We start from the raw sequence: 16303 nt of genomic DNA on the forward strand, positions 1-16303 counted from the left end.
TGATAAGGATTTATATAATTTCTAAATGTATTAATGGGAATTATTTTGGTAAAAAGATCAATCGAAGATACATCTGGGTCAAATATATATCCTAAGATGTTTGGGCCAAATGATGATTAACAATGCCTTTTAGATCGAAAGCTCTTCATGTGCCTTTTGTTCCGATGGACTTCAAGCCCCGTTAGCGGCATCCCTGAGATTTGCCCCCAGAAGTCGCAGTAATTGTATTGCTATCTCAGGATGGCTTTGGACCTCGGTGGTAAAATCAAATGAAGAAATGAAAAAGCAGTCCACATCGGATATCGCCTTTGCAGAGGCCGTAGTTTCTAAAGCATCAAGAATAGAAATTTCACCAAAAAGATCGTTCTCCTTCAATTCGGCAAGATGAAGCATCTCGGCAGCCTTTGACGTTTTGAAAATTTCAACCTTTCCTTTGGTGATAATAAAAATACCTTGAGCTTCTGAACCCTCTTCCATTATCAGCTCTCCTGCATGAAACGATCGAACCCTGCAAATATTTGCAATTTGCCACATTGCCTGAGGGCTTAGGACTTTAAAAAACCTCGTTTGCTTAAGACAATTCACGATTTTAATAAGTTCAGCACTATCTAATTCCATAATTTCCCTCTTTTAATTAGCAATTGGGTAATGAAACAATCTTTATTTAGTAAACACTGCAATCTGACATGCAGAAATAATGCCAGAAGTCTTATCTGCCCATACCTTGACAACGCTGAATGCCTTTTCGCCCATCTCTCCACAGGCTCAATAAGACCATTTTTTAATATCTAAGCCTTAAGTAACAGCTATATTGAAGCAACGATCCAAGGCTTTAGGAGATACTTCGATAACCTCTTTCATTGAGGTATCAAAATTGTCTCAAATTGCATAGTTAAAGAGTCCAAGAGGTGGTCTTGCTATTGTCATGTATAAATATAAGTCTGACTATTCAAGATAATCAGACCTATTTATATTTCCATATAAAAAACAGGTTGGACGGTCTTCAAGAATAGGTTCTAGGTATAAAGCCAAAAGAATCATGCCTTAACAAGGCAATTTTGGCTTTTTTTCCACAGAACCTATTTCTTAATTAATCTCCTGTACAGCAATTATAGTCCTAGTGGGAGTAATGAGCCTCTTCCTGTTACAGGTGGAGCATAGCTTCCACTACTATATTGCTGCCAGGTTGTAGCATGTGGGAGAACAGCATTGCATGGAACCATGTGCCATCCTGTTCCTGAGAATTGCGCAGGAACTGCCCAAACTCCGCAAGTTGATGTTGTACACACCGTTCCTGCAAAACTTGGTGCCGCAGCAATCATAGTTGTGGCGACAATTACCCCAGCTACTACTGATTTGATATTCATCATAAATCTCCTTATTTCTTGTTACCTGATGATGATGCACAATCCATCGTTCTAATTATAGCCTAGTGAACTTTCACTCTAGGCCAATCAAAAGCGTAAAGATTTAGTTAATTGGAGCAGAGCCCTGATGGGACAAGGGGTCTATGCTGGAATTTTTGATAAAAAAATGTACAATTCGAGGGGGATGTTCAGCTTCAGTGTAAATAACTTTAACATTTACCGTTGAATTATCGCTAAAATAATCGTTCAAGCCTTGATGTATTTCTATGCATCAAAGCTTGAACGATTGTTAATTAACGTATTCTATTTCCAGATAAAAACGAGTCTGGTATACCTGGTATACCTGGTATTTCTGCTTTACTAGCAGCTGATTTTTTGCGAACAGACCAAAAACTCAAAATTTGATCAGGACTTGCTGTCACTATTTTTTGGGGGGCTGCCGGGTCTTGAGCCGAATATAATACTCTATCCTTATGCGGATCACTGCTGCTGCCGCTCTTGCGTAATTGTCTCCCATTGATAGTCCAACAGGAAACTCCAGAATTGTAGCCTTCAGTAATAAAGATATTTTGTTCATCCAACCAATGAACATTACAGACCTGTGCATAGGTGGTGGTAGCCTGAGAAATAATTTTTCCGGACTCAGGATTCCATATTTTTAAGCTTTGATCGTCTGTACCACCGCCACTAGCGATGTACTTATTATTGGGAGAAAATGCTAAAGCTTTTGATGGCGAGCGATGCTCTTTAAATATTAATCGAGGGTGATTTAGATAGGACGGATCATAGATTTCCACCGTTGTTCCGTTGCTAATTGCCAAGGTACCAACATCATTTTGCTGGCTAAATGTAAATCCAGCTATGTAATTTTCAAAAATATGGACAGGGTGTGATCCTGGGGGATTTCGTAAATCAATATGTGTCAGGGAATGGCTATATTTAGATGCTGCATAAAAACCATGCGCCCCATCGGATACAATTTTAGTACAGGCTCCAATTCCGTGGGTTAATCGAAATTCAGCAAGGACACCAGAATCAATGTAGTGTACCTTACCGTCTAATCCTGCTATGGCATAAATCCCAGCGTTAGAACCCCCCGAATTATACGCCAGGGCAGTGATGGCCGATGACCCTATATAATAGTTTGCTTTATGCGTTTTCAAATTGTATATAAACATTGTATCGTTCAATCCAATGCAAATCTCTGTTTTGTCAGCCCAACAAAGCGGATTTAGATAATAGTCTTTTGGTAGGCCGGATACATTGATGTATTGCTCTGCAACTGGAGTAAATGTGGCTTTTTCTACTGAGGGTTTGGGCTTATAGTGAGGTGGAATAGATAAACTGAGTAAACGATCCTTATACATATCCTCATAAGGCATATTCCATAGCGCTGGACAAAGAGCGCTTGCGTACTCATATTCATCATGGGAAGAGTGTTGTAAGTCACTAGGTGATTTAAAAGAGCCCGATAATTTCGCACTTTGTAGTTCAGATGTATTGGAGTCTTTTGCTCGAAGAGGAATCTCCCTGTCACTCATCCTTGTTTTTTTCCTGGGTGTTTTTCTATCCTTTGTTTGAAAAAAATCATAATTATGTTTACTGTACATCAGCAATTACCTTCTAACTAAATTATTTGCCGACATTATACACAAAAAAAATACAATAGATGCTCGTTATTTAATCATAATTGTTTGGTCATTACCAATAAGGAATTAAAGCTTAACGTTTACTCTGCTTCGATATTGAGCCGGGTCCAAATAGTCAGCTCTGAGAAGGCAGAGAACCCTCTATTAAAGTGGTATAATGCTAAAGTAGGGATGGATACATCCGCTAGGGGATGAAGCGGATAGTTACATCTTAACTATTTTAGTTTACTCTTAGGCCAAAAATTCGCCTGATCTTTCTTAAAAGTTGTTTAGATATGGAACAAGTTGACGTTATAATTATTGGAGCCGGGGCTGCCGGTTTGATGAGTGCAATTGAAGTAGGCAAACGCCGTCGCAAAGTTCTTATTCTAGATCATGCCAACAAAGTGGGTAAAAAAATTCTTATGTCTGGGGGAGGGCGCTGTAATTTTACTAACTATTACATCGAGCCCCATAAATATTTTTCGCATAATCCTCATTTTTTTAAATCGGCGTTGAGCCGTTATACACAATGGGATTTTATAGATCTGGTTAAAAAACACGCTATTCCTTTTCACGAAAAAACGCTAGGGCAATTATTTTGTGATAATAAATCAAAAGATATAGTCGATATGTTACTGGCTGAGTGTGATAAAGCAGGCGCATTAATTCACTTAAGTACAACGGTAGAAAAGATTCAACGAATGGATACCAATCAGTTCAAAATTCACTCCAATCGAGGTAGCTTTCTCTGCAGCTCATTAATTATCGCTACTGGCGGCCTTTCTATCCCTACCATGGGTGCAAGTCCTTTTGCTTATAAAGTGGCTGAGCAATTTGGTATAAAAGTCTGGCCAACTAGAGCCGGACTTGTTCCTTTGACCTTGGATGTCAATGATAAAGAAAAATGTTCAACACTTTCAGGCGTTAGTATTGATAGCTACGTTAAAAGTGAACGAAATGAGTTTAGAGAGAATATATTATTTACTCATAGAGGATTAAGCGGCCCAGCAATTTTACAATTATCCTCCTATTGGAACCCTGGAGAACCCATTTCTATTGACTTTTTACCTGAACAAGATCTTTTTGAGCTGCTAAAAAAAGCGCGTCTTGAAATGCCGCAAAAACAATTAAATTCCATTTTATCGATGTACTTACCCAAGCGGGTAGTCGAGGTATTTATTCCCCCAAACCTCGCTGAAACAAAGCTTTCTGAATTATCCAATCGAGACCTGAGCGCAATCGCCGGGCAAATGCATACTTGGATTGTAAAACCTAATGGCACTGAGGGTTATAGAACTGCGGAAGTCACGATAGGAGGGGTTGATTGCAACGCAATTTCTTCAAAAACCATGGAAGCAAACGACGTTCCTGGCTTGTATTTTATTGGCGAAGCCTTAGATATAACAGGCTGGTTAGGCGGATATAATTTTCAATGGGCTTGGTCTTCGGGTTGGGCAGCGGGACAGGTTGCCTAAGAAGGTTTCATTTATGATAACTCCATATTTGGAATTGAATAATTGCGGATTCGGACTTATCATGCCTCTTAACAGCGGAGAGGATTATTATGTCATCTAGTACGAATCAGCTAATGAGTTGTTTTAACGATCCTATTAAAGAAATAGAAACAATACGGGAAGGTATTAAGCCTGAGTTGATTGAAAATTTTCTTAATGAGCAATCTTTTGTAGTAAAGGATGTCCTTAGTCGGTTAAAAATTACGACCTCTACCTATTTTGCAAAGAAAAAAGAACATAAATTACTCGATTCCAGCTCTACGGAAAAATTTTTAAGATTATTCTCTGTTGTACAGAATGCGCAAGAAGTTTTAGGAAGACAAGAAGCAAAAAATTGGCTTTATAGAAAAATCCTCTCTTTAGGAGATCAAATTCCAATGGATTTATTGGATACTGAAGCAGGGCATCGTCTTGTTGAACAAACCTTATTACAAATTAAATATGGAATCTATAACTAATGTCCGTCTGGTTTAGAGGTCATCAACATCCAGAGGTAGATATCGTATTTTCAGGTGAGGGTGGATTATCCGTTGCAGGTCGATGGAATCACCTAGGGACAAAAGCGGTATATGGCTCACAATCAATATCTCTTTCTACCTTAGAATGGTTATCACATAACGGCCTGCCGGTTTCTGGATTTAGTTATTATAAATTTTCGATTGAAATTCCAGAAGAATTGCTAGTGCTCTATAAAGTTTCTGATTTACCTAAAGAATGGAAAAATACGCCCTCACCTAATTCCTGTCGAGATTTTGCCGCAAAAAATTTTTATGATCCTAAGCAATATTTGGCAATGGCTATTCCTTCGGTTATGGTGCCAGAGGAGTTTAATTTAGTTATCAACCCGTTGCACAATGCTTTTGTTGAGGTAAAAAAGACAGTGCAGTTCTTAGGAAAATTTACTGCTCCACATAGATAAAACGATATGCTAAAAAAAATCATTCAAGATCAACATATTATTGAACTTTTGAAAGTTCATTATGGAATTGATATTCATACAGTAAAACTCTTCCAGGGTGGTGCTGATATGAATGCATTTGGATATAAAGCCGATGCAGAATCTCATTCCTATTTCGTTAAACTAAAATACGGCGATTATGATGAAATTAACTTAGCAATTATCCGTCTCTTGCATGATTCTGGAATAAAAGAAATTATTTTTCCTATCCCTACAGTTGAAGAAAAATTATTTCAGCAATTGGAGCAGTTTAAAATAATTGTGTATCCTTTTATTCATGCAGCAAATGGTTTCACACAAAATTTGACAGAAAAACAATGGAAACAGTTAGGCAGCGTTTTAAGAAAAATTCATGAAACCTCTGTTCCCCACTCGATTCAACAACAACTAAGAAAAGAAACCTACTCAACTCAATGGCGTGAAATTGTTAAATCCTTTTTTAGTAAAATTGAATTGAATAATTCAGATGATAAAATCACAACGGATTTCAAAACTTTTTTTAAGCAAAATATCGATTCGATTCACCAATTAGTTGGTTCTTCAGAAGAATTATCTAAAAAAATTCAACCTGATTTTGAGCAATATGTGCTCTGTCATTCTGATATTCATGCCGGCAATGTATTGCTTGTTAATGAGGAGTCTATTTACATTATTGATTGGGACGAGCCTATGTTGGCACCAAAAGAACGTGATTTGATGTTCATTGGGGCTGGCGTTGGTAATGTATGGAATACACCCCATGAAATCCGTCTTTTTTATGAGGGTTATGGGGAAGTAAACCTTGATAAAACTCTGTTGTCTTATTACCGATATGAACGAATTATCGAAGATATGGCAATCTACGGACAAGATTTGCTTTCACGCGATCAAGACGATCAGTCCAGACTTGAAAGTTTTAACTATTTTAAGTCGATGTTTGAGCCCAATGAGGTGATTGAAATAGCGTTTTCTTCTAGTGATTTTTCATAACTGCCTGATAAAATTCGTCAATTACTAGTATTAGGGTTTGAATTAGGTTTTACCTCAGCTTCATCTGCTTTATTATTCTTTGCAGCGTTTTTTTCTGGCAAGGCAATATAGGGATTATGTGCGTATACAGACTTTTTCGGTGGTGGGGTAGTTGGAGGGCTAAGAGTAGAATAGCTAGCTTTGGATTTCATGATATTTTTTCCTATAAACCAATTTTAGAGTATTTCCCATTAATCATGGTTAGGATAAAATATTATATAAATCAATTGGTTACAAGATCAAACCTGGCTGCAAGCAACCAGGCTTGTTTATTCTCAAAAACTAAAGGGTTTCAACGCACACTTTCATAGCCGTCTTTTACACCGGATTTAGATAAAACAAGCTGCCAGACTTGCGCTGTTCTTGAGCGAAACATGCCAGCGCACATCAGTAAATAATAGCGCCACATGCGGTAAAATCGGAGGTCAAACTGAGATTTTATCGAATCCCAATGCTGTTCAAAGTTTTGATTCCAAGCCAATAGAGTATCGTCGTAATAAGCGCCAAAATTGTGCCAGTCTTCGACTAGAAAAATGGTTTCCAAAGAATTTGATAATTGGATCATCGAGGGCAGGCTTCCATTAGGAAAAATATATTTGTTAATCCAGCGATCCGTGGTTGTGACGGTTTCATTATTTCCGATAGTGTGCAACAGAAACAGACCATCGTCATTAAGTTGCTCTTTCATTAATTGCAGGAAAGAAACGTAGTTTTTTCGGCCAAAGTGCTCAAAGGCACCAATACTAACCATTTTTGTGAACTGTTTTTTCTCAGAATTATAAATATGACTGTGGCGATAATCTGCGGTATAAAACTCAATAGGCAGATGACTATAATGGTTTTTAGCATAAGAGATTTGGTTGGACGCAATGCTAATACCAACCACTTTGCAGCCATAATTCTCAGCTGCATACGCTGCGAATCCTCCCCAGCCACAGCCAATATCAAGCAAAGTATCATTTTCAGTTAGATATATTTTTTTACAAATTAAGTCATATTTTGCTTGTTGTGCTGAGTCTAGATCGTGAGCATTTCGCCAATAACCACAGCTATAGGCCATGCTTTTGCCTAACATTAACTCAAATAAATGATGATCCAGATTGTAATGTCGTTGGGCAACTTGTTTGGAGCGTCGAACAGTTTGTCGATTGATAAGTTTTGATGAAAGGCTATAAACGAAGTGAAAAAAATTAGTTTTCATTTCTTTATGCATTTCTGCCTTGCAGAGTTGGTAGGAGAGGGTATCTAAGTTATTGCAGTCCCACCATCCTTCCATGTAGGTTTCTCCCAATCCCAGAGAACCGTCGGTAATAATGCGTTTTAATGCCCGCTCATCGCGAAGTATGATGTCATGAGGTTTGCTGCCGTTGATGGTGATATCTGCTTTTTCCAGCGCTTTTTGCACATATTTTTGCACAGTTAAATTTCTCATTAATTCTGACTCCCATAATCCCTTATCTGTTTTTCTGTGACTTAAGCTGTTTCAGAATCTCATTAATTTTGAAGTTAGTAAATAAGCTAGTGCCTTAGCTTTGAGAAATAAGAATTATCCTAGAAAAAATGATTTGAGTTCCAGCATTTTTTGATTAAGATGGCCTAATCATTAAGCAAGAATAAATTGAACTAGAATTAAGAATTATGAAACAGAAAATTGAATCTCTTTTACTCCAAGCCTTAGAAAAACTATCAATACAAGATCAATTGACCTTCCCCAATATGTTCAATGTGAATATTGAACGTCCAAGAGATCCAAATCATGGCGATTTTTCCAGTAATTTGGCGATGATCCTAGCAAAATTAGTAGGCATGCCGCCAAGGGTATTAGCGGAACGTTTAATTGCTTGTATTTCGCTTCCTGAAGATCTAGAGCGCGTTGAAATTGCCGGGCCTGGTTTTATCAATTTTACTATGAGTCAACAGGGCCTACAGAATCAACTGAAACAAATTTGGGAGTCTGCTGTATGCGGAGTGCTTTCTAGTGAAGAACCACATACCGTGGTGGTTGATTATTCTTCGCCTAATTTAGCTAAAGAAATGCATGTAGGTCATTTACGCTCAACCATCATTGGTGATGCAATAGTCCGTGTTTTGGAGTTAAAAGGGCATAAAGTCATTCGCCAAAACCATGTTGGTGATTGGGGTACTCAATTTGGTATGTTGCTTGCGCATTTAGAAGATGAAGAATCTAGTCATCAAGGCGAAGTGCGGCTTAATGATTTGGAGAGTTTTTATAAGGCTGCGAAAAACCGTTTTGATAATGAACCCCATTTTGCAGAAAGAGCTAGGCTGAAAGTTGTACTTTTGCAATCCGGTGATGCACATTGCTTGGCGTTATGGGCAAAATTTATCAAATTATCCTTGGCGCATTGCCAAGAAATTTATGAGCGATTAGGTGTTTCTTTGCAGACTAAAGATGTTCAAGCGGAAAGTGCCTACAATGAGCTTTTACCAATGATAGTGGACTCTTTACGAGAGCAGGGTTTATTAGTTGAGCATGAAGGGGCACAATGCGTATTTCTTGATGAATTCAAAGGCAAAAACAATGAACTTCTGCCTGTCATTGTGCAAAAAAAGGATGGTGGTTTTTTATATTCCTCTACCGATCTCGCAGCCATTTATTACCGACAGAGCAAATTAAAAGCTGACCGGGGTTTATACGTCGTCGATGCACGGCAATCCCTACATTTTCAGCAAATTTTTGCTTTAGCCTATAAGGCCGGCTTTGCAAATCCTTCCATGCAATTAGAACATGTTAGTTTTGGAATGGTTTTAGACAAATCCGGCAAACCCTTTAAAAGTCGAGAAGGCGGTGTGACCAAACTAGTGGATTTGCTCGATGAGGCTGAGCGACGTGCAAAACAATTAATTGAAACTAAACAAACTACTGCCTATCCTCCTGAGGAGTTGGAAGAAATGGCCAGAGTCTTGGGGATCTCATCAATCAAATATGCGGATTTATCAAAAAACCGCACCAGTGATTACATGTTTGATTGGGATGCTATGTTAAGCTTTGAGGGCAATACCGCGCCTTATCTTTTATATGCCTATACCCGCATCAACAGTTTATTCCAAAAAGCAGAGGTCAACTTAGATTCCTTTACAGAGCCTCTGCTTTTGCAGAATGCTAACGATGTTTCATTAGCCAAACAGCTTATTTTATTCCCGGAAATCATCGATACTGTTGCCCTGAAAGCTTCTCCACATTTGCTTTGCACCTATCTTTATGAGTTGGCGGGTACCTTTTCGTCGTTTTATGAGGCCTGCCCTATTTTAAATCAGGAAGATCAGTTATTAAAATTCTCTCGGCTTAAATTGGCTAAATTAACCTCACGAATTTTGAAGTTAGGCTTGTCTTTGTTAGGTCTTAAAACATTACAACGCATGTAATTTATTTAGAAAAGGTTAAATTTTTTCAGCAGTTGGTTTATCAGCGGTTGATTGTTCGAAAGGAATAAAACTCTCTTCTTGCTTATGTCCGATGAGCTATCCACACGAAATTAAATAGACTATTTAGTTCATTACTCCTTTTGTTTATCCCGCTCGCACTGAGGAAGCGCGCAGCGCTGTCTCGAAGTGCCGCAAAAGCCCCCCTTCGAGAGGCCTCAGGGCAGGCCTTCAAGAGCCTCAGGGGGCAGGGCACTGACCCTTCGAGCATCTCAAGCCTTCGAGACGCACGCCCTGCGTGCTCCTCAGGCAGAACGGGATAAAATTAATGATCCTCATTCTTAGTTTGACGGCTATGGGCCAAGCTCCAACTTGCAGTGCTTAGACTTAAAGTGTCTCAATCGTCTTTTTATTCTGTAACAGCTTATCTTTTGTGAGCTGTGCCTGACTGAGCTTTTCCTGTTCTTTAGCGATAATTTCCGCAGGCGCTTTATCGGTAAATTTAGGATTGTTCAGTTTCCCTTCGGCAAGCGCAATGTCTTTATCAAGTTTAGCGATTTCTTTATTCAGGCGAGATACTTCCGCTTCTTTATCGATTAAACCTGCCATAGGAATAAGCAATTCCATTTCGCCAACCACGGCAGAAGCGGATACAGGTGTTGGTTCCTGCTCACTCATACAATGGATATGAGTTAATTTACCCAAGGCAATTAAGGTATTTTGATATTTTTCAACCCGCTCTTTAATCGTTGGTGTGACATTTCGTAACAGCAAAGGGATTAGTTTAGCAGGGGAAATAGTCATTTCGCTGCGAATGGTGCGAATCGATTGAATCACTGTTTTTAACCAGGTTAATTCCTCTTCAACCCCAGGGTTGATGAATTCTTCATTCACTTGCGGATAGGGGCTCAGCATAATACTTTCGCCGTTTTGACTGGTTAATTTGCTTGTGCGCTGCCAAATTTCTTCTGTGATAAAAGGCATGATTGGATGCAATAGTTTGAGAATTTGATCCAACACATGGATTAAGGTACGGCGTGTTCCTCGCTTCATCGCCCCCAAAGCTTGGGTGTCATAAAGGACTGGTTTTGATAGCTCAAGATACCAATCACAGTATTCATGCCAGACGAATTCGTAAAGCGTACTCGCTAATAAATCGAAACGATAGGTTTCAAAATAATGATGGCATTGTGCGATAGTATGTTGTAATCGTGAAAAGATCCATTGATCCGCCGGGCTGTATTGAAAAGCACCATCGCCGAAATCAATCTGTTCTTCATCGGTGTTGAGTAGAACATAACGTGACGCGTTCCATAATTTATTACAGAAATTGCGATAGCCTTCTACACGACCGATATCAAAACGGACATTACGGCCTGTGGATGCTAATGAGCAGAAGGTAAAGCGTAGTGCATCAGTACCAAACGCAGGGATACCATCAGGAAATTCTTTGCGGGTTGCTTTGGCAATTCGGTCGCGGACAGAAGGAAGCATGAGATTAGAGGTTCGCTTTTCGACTAAATGGTCAATACCAATGCCATCAATAATATCTATTGGATCAAGGACATTGCCTTTTGATTTTGACATTTTTTGGCCTTCACTGTCGCGAATAAGGCCAGTGATCATCACCTCTTTGAAGGGAACTTTAGCGGTAAATTTCAGGCCCATCATAATCATGCGTGCCACCCAGAAGAAGATGATGTCAAAACCCGTGACTAACACTGACGTAGGATAAAATTGCTCTAGTTCAGGAGTTCGTTCCGGCCAACCCAAGGTAGAAAAAGGCCAAAGAGCTGAAGAAAACCAAGTGTCAAGCACGTCTTCGTCTTGTTTTAAAGTAATTGAATCATCGAGTTTATTTTTAAAGCGAATGTCATTTTCGCTGTATCCGACGTAGACATGGCCGTGATTATCGTACCAAGCAGGGATGCGATGCCCCCACCATAATTGTCTACTAATACACCAATCTTCGATATTTTCCATCCATTGAAAGTAAGTTTTAGTCCAGTTTTCGGGGATAAAACGAATCTCACCCTTTTGCACCGCTTCAATAGCGGGTTCAGCAAGAGGTTTGGTTTTGACATACCATTGATCAGTGAGCAGAGGCTCAATAATGACATTGGATTTTTCACCGCGAGGAACTTTTAATTTATGCGGTTCTACTTTGACTAATAAGCCGGCTTTTTCTAAATCTTGTACGATTTGTTCTCGTGCTACAAACCGATCCATGCCTTGATAATCAACCGGGGCATTTTTATTAATTGTCCCTTTTTTAGTCAATATATTGATTAAGGGTAAGTCATGGCGTTTTCCTACTTCATGATCATTAAAATCATGTGCAGGAGTAATTTTTACGCAACCACTGCCAAATTCTTGCTCAACATAATCATCCGCAATAATGGGAATCGTGCGATTGCATAAAGGAAGCTGGAGATATTTACCAATCAGATGTTGATAGCGCGTATCTTCGGGATGAACGGCAACGGCTGTATCGCCCAGCAGTGTCTCAGGGCGGGTAGTGGCGATAGTGATTGATTCGTCCGAATCAACGAGAGGGTAGTGAATATGCCATAAAAACCCATCTTCTTCTTCGGCAATTACTTCAAGATCAGAAACTGCAGTGCCCAGTTTGGGATCCCAATTCACTAATCGCGTGCCGCGATAGATTAAACCTTCTTCGTAAAGCTGCACGAAAACTTTTTGGACTGCGGCTGATAATCCTTCGTCCATGGTAAATCGTTCTCTTGACCAATCCACTGAAGAACCGATGCGGCGCATTTGGCTGGTAATGGTATTCCCCGATTCTTCCTTCCATTGCCAGACGCGCTCTAGAAATTCTTCACGGGTCATGTTTTTACGGGATAAGCCTTCGCTATCTAATTTACGCTCAACCACAAGCTGGGTTGAAATTCCCGCATGGTCGGTTCCAGGTTGCCACAGTGTTCTGAATCCTTGCATACGATGATAACGTGTCAACGCATCCATTACTGTATGTTGGAATCCATGACCCATATGCAAGCTGCCGGTCACATTGGGAGGGGGCAGCATAATGCAATAGCTTTTGCCTTCACCCCGGGGAGCAAAATAATGGTGGCTTTCCCATTTTTCATAACATGCTTGCTCAATATCATGTGGGGAATAAGTCTTATCCATGGGTCTAACCTGTACTAATGAAAGTCGCGAATTTTAACATAACCTGGTTGTTGGATAAAACATTCAAAATTCCAAACCATGTTCTGTTTCAAGTTTTTTAACGAAAGATTTCTCTTCACCGGGCTTAGATTGGTTATTCTCATCCTTGTCATGATCATGACGATGATCAGCCGCAAGATAAGTATACATGGTAGGTACTACGAAAAGAGTAAAGCCAGTACCTATTAATAGACCAGCAGAAATAACCAAGCCAATATCAAAGCGACTTACAGCCCCTGCGCCGCTTGCAATTAATAGCGGGAATACCCCAAAAACCATCGCTGCGGTGGTCATTAAAATAGGCCTTAGGCGAATGGCTGCTGCTTCTTCGACCGCTGCCCGGCGGTCTAGTTTTTTCTCTCGTTGCAATTGGTTGGCGAAGTCAACAATTAAAATACCGTGTTTACTGATTAGACCGATCAAGGTAATCAGGCCGACTTGGGTATAAATATTAATTGAAGCGGCGCCTAAGTTAAGCGGGATAAGCGCACCGCAAATCGACATGGGTACAGAGATGAGGACTATCAAGGGATCTCTAAAACTTTCATACTGAGCCGCTAACACAAGGAAAATAACAATGATCGCTAAAAAGAAGGCAAAAATAAGGGCATTACCTTCCTGAATAAATTGTCTTGATTGGCCGCCATAATCGTAGCTAAATCCTTTGGGTAGGAGCTTATCCGCTTGCTCTTGTAAATAAGCCAAGCCTTGACCTAAAGTGGTACCCGGCATCATGACTGCTTGAATAGTCGCTGAATTGAGCTGTTGAAAATGTGATACGGAGTTGGGTTGAATTTTTTCCTTTGGTGTGACTACCGTTGAGATGGGGACCATGCTTCCTGAGGCAGTCCGCAAAAAGATTTGCCCTAATTGCTCTGAGGTCAAGCGATATGGCCTATCCAATTGCGGAATGACTTGATAACTACGCCCTTGTAAGTTGAAATAGTTAATGTAATTTCCCGATAAAGCACTGGTTAAACTACTGCCTAAGGCTTGCATATCCAAACCGAGATCCGAGGCTTTAGAACGATTGATTTGAAACTCGATCTCAGGCTGATTAAACTTTAAACTGTTATCCATATAAACAAAAAGCCCAGAGTTCCGCGCTTTATCAATTAATTGATTGGAAAGATCAAACAAGGTTTGAAAGTCATTCGTGGTTTTAATAACAAACTGAACCGGTGTGCCACTGCCGCCACCGGGTAGGGGAGGAGGAATCACGGCAAAGGTTTTAAGCCCAGCGACCTCGTCTAATTTTTGTTGTAGAGGCCCTTTCAATGCAAATTGAGTACGTTCTCGTTTATTCCAAGGTTTCAAGACCATACCGGAAATAGGAGCGCTCATATTCACAGTGAAATAATGCTCGGTTTCAGGAAAACTCTTATAGATATCATCAAAGGGCTTGGTGAAGGCTTCGAGATAATTAATGGTCGCATATTGAGGGGCTTGACCTACGACAAAGAAAAATCCTTGATCTTCTTCTGGTGCTGTTTCTTGCGGGGTATGAGAGTATAAATAAGGTAACATCAATAATACGACGGCCGCGAAAACCAGTATGATTTCACGAGTATTTAGCAGACTGTGCAGGGCTCTTTGGTACTTTAGTTTCAGTTTATTGAATTTTTGATCGAGAAATTGAACCAAACCACCACTTGAAATATCGGCAGAGAGAATTTTCGAACACATCATCGGTGTGAGTGTCAAGGCAATGATGCCGGAGATGATGACCGCACAGGCGAGCGTAAAGGCAAATTCTTTGAATAAAGCACCAGTCAAGCCACCCATAAATCCAATGGGTGCATAAACAGCAGCCAAAGTAATGGTCATAGCAATCACAGGGATAGCAATTTCCCGCGCTCCAATGAGTGCTGCTTGTAAGGGGGTACAACCTTCTTCAATATGCCTATGAACATTCTCAACCACGACAATCGCATCGTCGACCACTAAGCCAATGGCTAAAACAAAAGCGAGGAGAGTCAGCAAGTTAATCGAATAACCTAAAAAAAGCATGAGCGAACAGACACCGATTAACGATAAGGGAATAGTTACAACTGGAATAATGACGGAACGGAATGAGCCTAAAAATAGGAAGATCACTAAAATAACAATGACTGCAGCTTCCACGATGGTGTGGATAACTTCATCGATAGAAGCACGAATAAAATCTGTCGCATCATAAACGATTGTTCCACTTAAAGAAGGTGGAAATTCGTGCTGAATGCTTGGCATTATTTTTCGTACGTTGGTAATGACGGTTAAGGGGTTAGCTGTAGGTGTGGGGCTAATGGCAATGAATACTGCTTTTTTGCCATTAAAACGCACCGAGTTATTGTAGTCCTGTGAACCTAATTCGACACGAGCAATATCACGTAAGCGGATAATCGAATTGTTATTGGCCCGCACAATTAGCTGACTAAATTCTTCGGCATTGTTTAAATCAGTTTTGGCCGTCATGTTAAGTGCTACGTATTCTCCTTTGGTGCTTCCTGCGGCCGTGAGAAAATTGTTGTGGGCTAACACATTGGATACATCAGAGGGCGTAATATTCATCGCAGCCATTTTAATGGGATCGAGAAATATACGCATGGAATAAGTCGCCCCGCCGAGAATTTCGGCTTTTGCGACGCCGTCAACGGTTTCAATCTGTGGTTGTACAACCCGCGTTGCATAATCAGTAATTTGTTGTGGCGTCATTTCTTGGCTATCAAGACTGATATACATGAGTGGAGTCGAAGTGTCTGAACTTTTAACAATGACGGGTTGTTGCGATTCGTGGGGTAATTTATTAATCGTTTGCTGAACCTTAGACATCACATCTGTAAAAGCAACCTGCGGATCAAAATTTAATTTAATCGTCAGAGTAATTGTGCTCAGCCCTTGAACGCTAGAAGAAGTCATATAATCCACTCCCTCAGCGCTGGCCACGGCTGCTTCGAGGGGAGTCGTGATGAAACCGGCAATTAGATTAGCATCAGCACCAGGATAACTGGTGGTTATGGTGATGACAGTATTGTCCATGCGTGGGTATTGGCGTATTTGCATGGTTAAAATCGAATTTAAACCGAATAAAAAGATAAGCAAACTGACCACAGTTGCAAGAACAGGACGTTTGATAAATAAATCTGTAAATTTCATGATTATCCTGGTAAAAAATTAGGTTGGGCGAAGGTCTATAGCCGCCATGCTAGGGATATTTTCCAACTCCGTTCGGGCTGAGGAGGCCGCTAGGCCGTCCCGAAGCCTTACAAG

At 40.1% G+C, this 16303-nt stretch carries 12 protein-coding genes; 5 read left to right on the forward strand and 7 right to left on the reverse strand.

Features of this window, described 5'->3' with window-relative positions:
• Positions 1-171 precede the first annotated feature (171 nt).
• The 3 genes from Lnau_RS03415 to Lnau_RS03425 form a co-directional block, all read right to left on the reverse strand.
• The gene (locus Lnau_RS03415) at positions 172-534 is read right to left on the reverse strand and encodes a Crp/Fnr family transcriptional regulator (RefSeq protein ID WP_162263174.1); all 363 of its coding nucleotides are present in this window, start codon (positions 532-534) and stop codon (positions 172-174) included.
• A 575-nt stretch (positions 535-1109) separates the two neighbouring features.
• Entirely contained in the window at positions 1110-1370 is a 261-nt protein-coding gene (locus Lnau_RS03420) for a hypothetical protein (protein ID WP_238585912.1), read from the reverse strand.
• A gap of 290 nt (positions 1371-1660) precedes the next feature.
• Positions 1661-2977 (reverse strand): WD40 repeat domain-containing protein, encoded by a 1317-nt coding sequence (locus tag Lnau_RS03425; protein ID WP_058503754.1) that lies wholly within the window; start codon positions 2975-2977, stop codon positions 1661-1663.
• Positions 2978-3291: 314 nt separating this feature from the next.
• Here Lnau_RS03425 and Lnau_RS03430 point away from each other — a divergent pair, with 314 nt between their 5' ends.
• The 4 genes from Lnau_RS03430 to Lnau_RS03445 all read left to right on the forward strand — a co-directional run bounded on the left by Lnau_RS03430 (position 3292) and on the right by Lnau_RS03445 (position 6439).
• Positions 3292-4473 carry a BaiN/RdsA family NAD(P)/FAD-dependent oxidoreductase gene (locus tag Lnau_RS03430; RefSeq protein ID WP_058503755.1) on the forward strand — a complete coding sequence of 394 codons (1182 nt, stop codon included), beginning with the start codon at positions 3292-3294 and terminating at the stop codon, positions 4471-4473.
• Between the two features lie 89 nt (positions 4474-4562).
• A complete protein-coding gene (locus tag Lnau_RS03435; RefSeq protein WP_058503756.1) occupies positions 4563-4970 on the forward strand; it encodes an antitoxin Xre/MbcA/ParS toxin-binding domain-containing protein in 408 nt (135 codons plus the stop codon).
• Positions 4970-5431, forward strand: a complete 462-nt coding sequence (locus tag Lnau_RS03440) for an RES family NAD+ phosphorylase (protein WP_058503757.1) — start codon at positions 4970-4972, stop codon at positions 5429-5431. The genes Lnau_RS03435 and Lnau_RS03440 overlap by 1 nt, the downstream gene beginning before the upstream one ends.
• Positions 5432-5437: 6 nt before the next feature.
• Complete coding sequence (locus Lnau_RS03445; protein ID WP_058503758.1) at positions 5438-6439, forward strand: phosphotransferase; 1002 nt, start codon at positions 5438-5440, stop codon at positions 6437-6439.
• Positions 6440-6456: 17 nt separating this feature from the next.
• Here the strand turns inward: Lnau_RS03445 and Lnau_RS16330 are convergent, their stop codons facing one another.
• Both Lnau_RS16330 and cfa read right to left on the reverse strand, forming a co-directional pair.
• A complete protein-coding gene (locus Lnau_RS16330) occupies positions 6457-6630 on the reverse strand; it encodes a hypothetical protein (RefSeq protein WP_157070620.1) in 174 nt (57 codons plus the stop codon).
• Positions 6631-6770: 140 nt separating this feature from the next.
• Positions 6771-7910, reverse strand: a complete 1140-nt coding sequence (gene cfa, locus Lnau_RS03450) for a cyclopropane fatty acyl phospholipid synthase (RefSeq protein ID WP_058503759.1) — start codon at positions 7908-7910, stop codon at positions 6771-6773.
• Positions 7911-8116: 206 nt separating this feature from the next.
• Here cfa and argS point away from each other — a divergent pair, with 206 nt between their 5' ends.
• Positions 8117-9865, forward strand: a complete 1749-nt coding sequence (gene argS, locus Lnau_RS03455) for an arginine--tRNA ligase (RefSeq protein ID WP_058503760.1) — start codon at positions 8117-8119, stop codon at positions 9863-9865.
• 384 nt (positions 9866-10249) lie between these two features.
• Here the strand turns inward: argS and Lnau_RS03460 are convergent, their stop codons facing one another.
• Together Lnau_RS03460 and Lnau_RS03465 are read right to left on the reverse strand one after the other, a co-directional pair.
• Positions 10250-13015 carry a valine--tRNA ligase gene (locus Lnau_RS03460; protein WP_058503761.1) on the reverse strand — a complete coding sequence of 922 codons (2766 nt, stop codon included), beginning with the start codon at positions 13013-13015 and terminating at the stop codon, positions 10250-10252.
• A 63-nt stretch (positions 13016-13078) separates the two neighbouring features.
• Entirely contained in the window at positions 13079-16189 is a 3111-nt protein-coding gene (locus Lnau_RS03465) for an efflux RND transporter permease subunit (protein WP_058503762.1), read from the reverse strand.
• Positions 16190-16303: the final 114 nt, after the last annotated feature.

This window comes from Legionella nautarum, assembly GCF_001467895.1.
GTDB classification, from domain to species: Bacteria; Pseudomonadota; Gammaproteobacteria; order Legionellales; family Legionellaceae; genus Tatlockia; species Tatlockia nautarum.

Coding starts and splice junctions, on each gene's coding strand:
- Lnau_RS03430 (WP_058503755.1), top strand. CDS start 3,292: ATGGAACAAGTTGACGTTATAATTATTGGAGCCGGGGCTGCCGGTTTG.
- Lnau_RS03460 (WP_058503761.1), bottom strand. CDS start 13,015: ATGGATAAGACTTATTCCCCACATGATATTGAGCAAGCATGTTATGAA.
- argS (WP_058503760.1), top strand. CDS start 8,117: ATGAAACAGAAAATTGAATCTCTTTTACTCCAAGCCTTAGAAAAACTA.
- Lnau_RS03440 (WP_058503757.1), top strand. CDS start 4,970: ATGTCCGTCTGGTTTAGAGGTCATCAACATCCAGAGGTAGATATCGTA.
- cfa (WP_058503759.1), bottom strand. CDS start 7,910: ATGAGAAATTTAACTGTGCAAAAATATGTGCAAAAAGCGCTGGAAAAA.
- Lnau_RS03415 (WP_162263174.1), bottom strand. CDS start 534: ATGTGGCAAATTGCAAATATTTGCAGGGTTCGATCGTTTCATGCAGGA.
- Lnau_RS03420 (WP_238585912.1), bottom strand. CDS start 1,370: ATGATGAATATCAAATCAGTAGTAGCTGGGGTAATTGTCGCCACAACT.
- Lnau_RS16330 (WP_157070620.1), bottom strand. CDS start 6,630: ATGAAATCCAAAGCTAGCTATTCTACTCTTAGCCCTCCAACTACCCCA.
- Lnau_RS03435 (WP_058503756.1), top strand. CDS start 4,563: ATGTCATCTAGTACGAATCAGCTAATGAGTTGTTTTAACGATCCTATT.
- Lnau_RS03425 (WP_058503754.1), bottom strand. CDS start 2,977: ATGTACAGTAAACATAATTATGATTTTTTTCAAACAAAGGATAGAAAA.
- Lnau_RS03465 (WP_058503762.1), bottom strand. CDS start 16,189: ATGAAATTTACAGATTTATTTATCAAACGTCCTGTTCTTGCAACTGTG.
- Lnau_RS03445 (WP_058503758.1), top strand. CDS start 5,438: ATGCTAAAAAAAATCATTCAAGATCAACATATTATTGAACTTTTGAAA.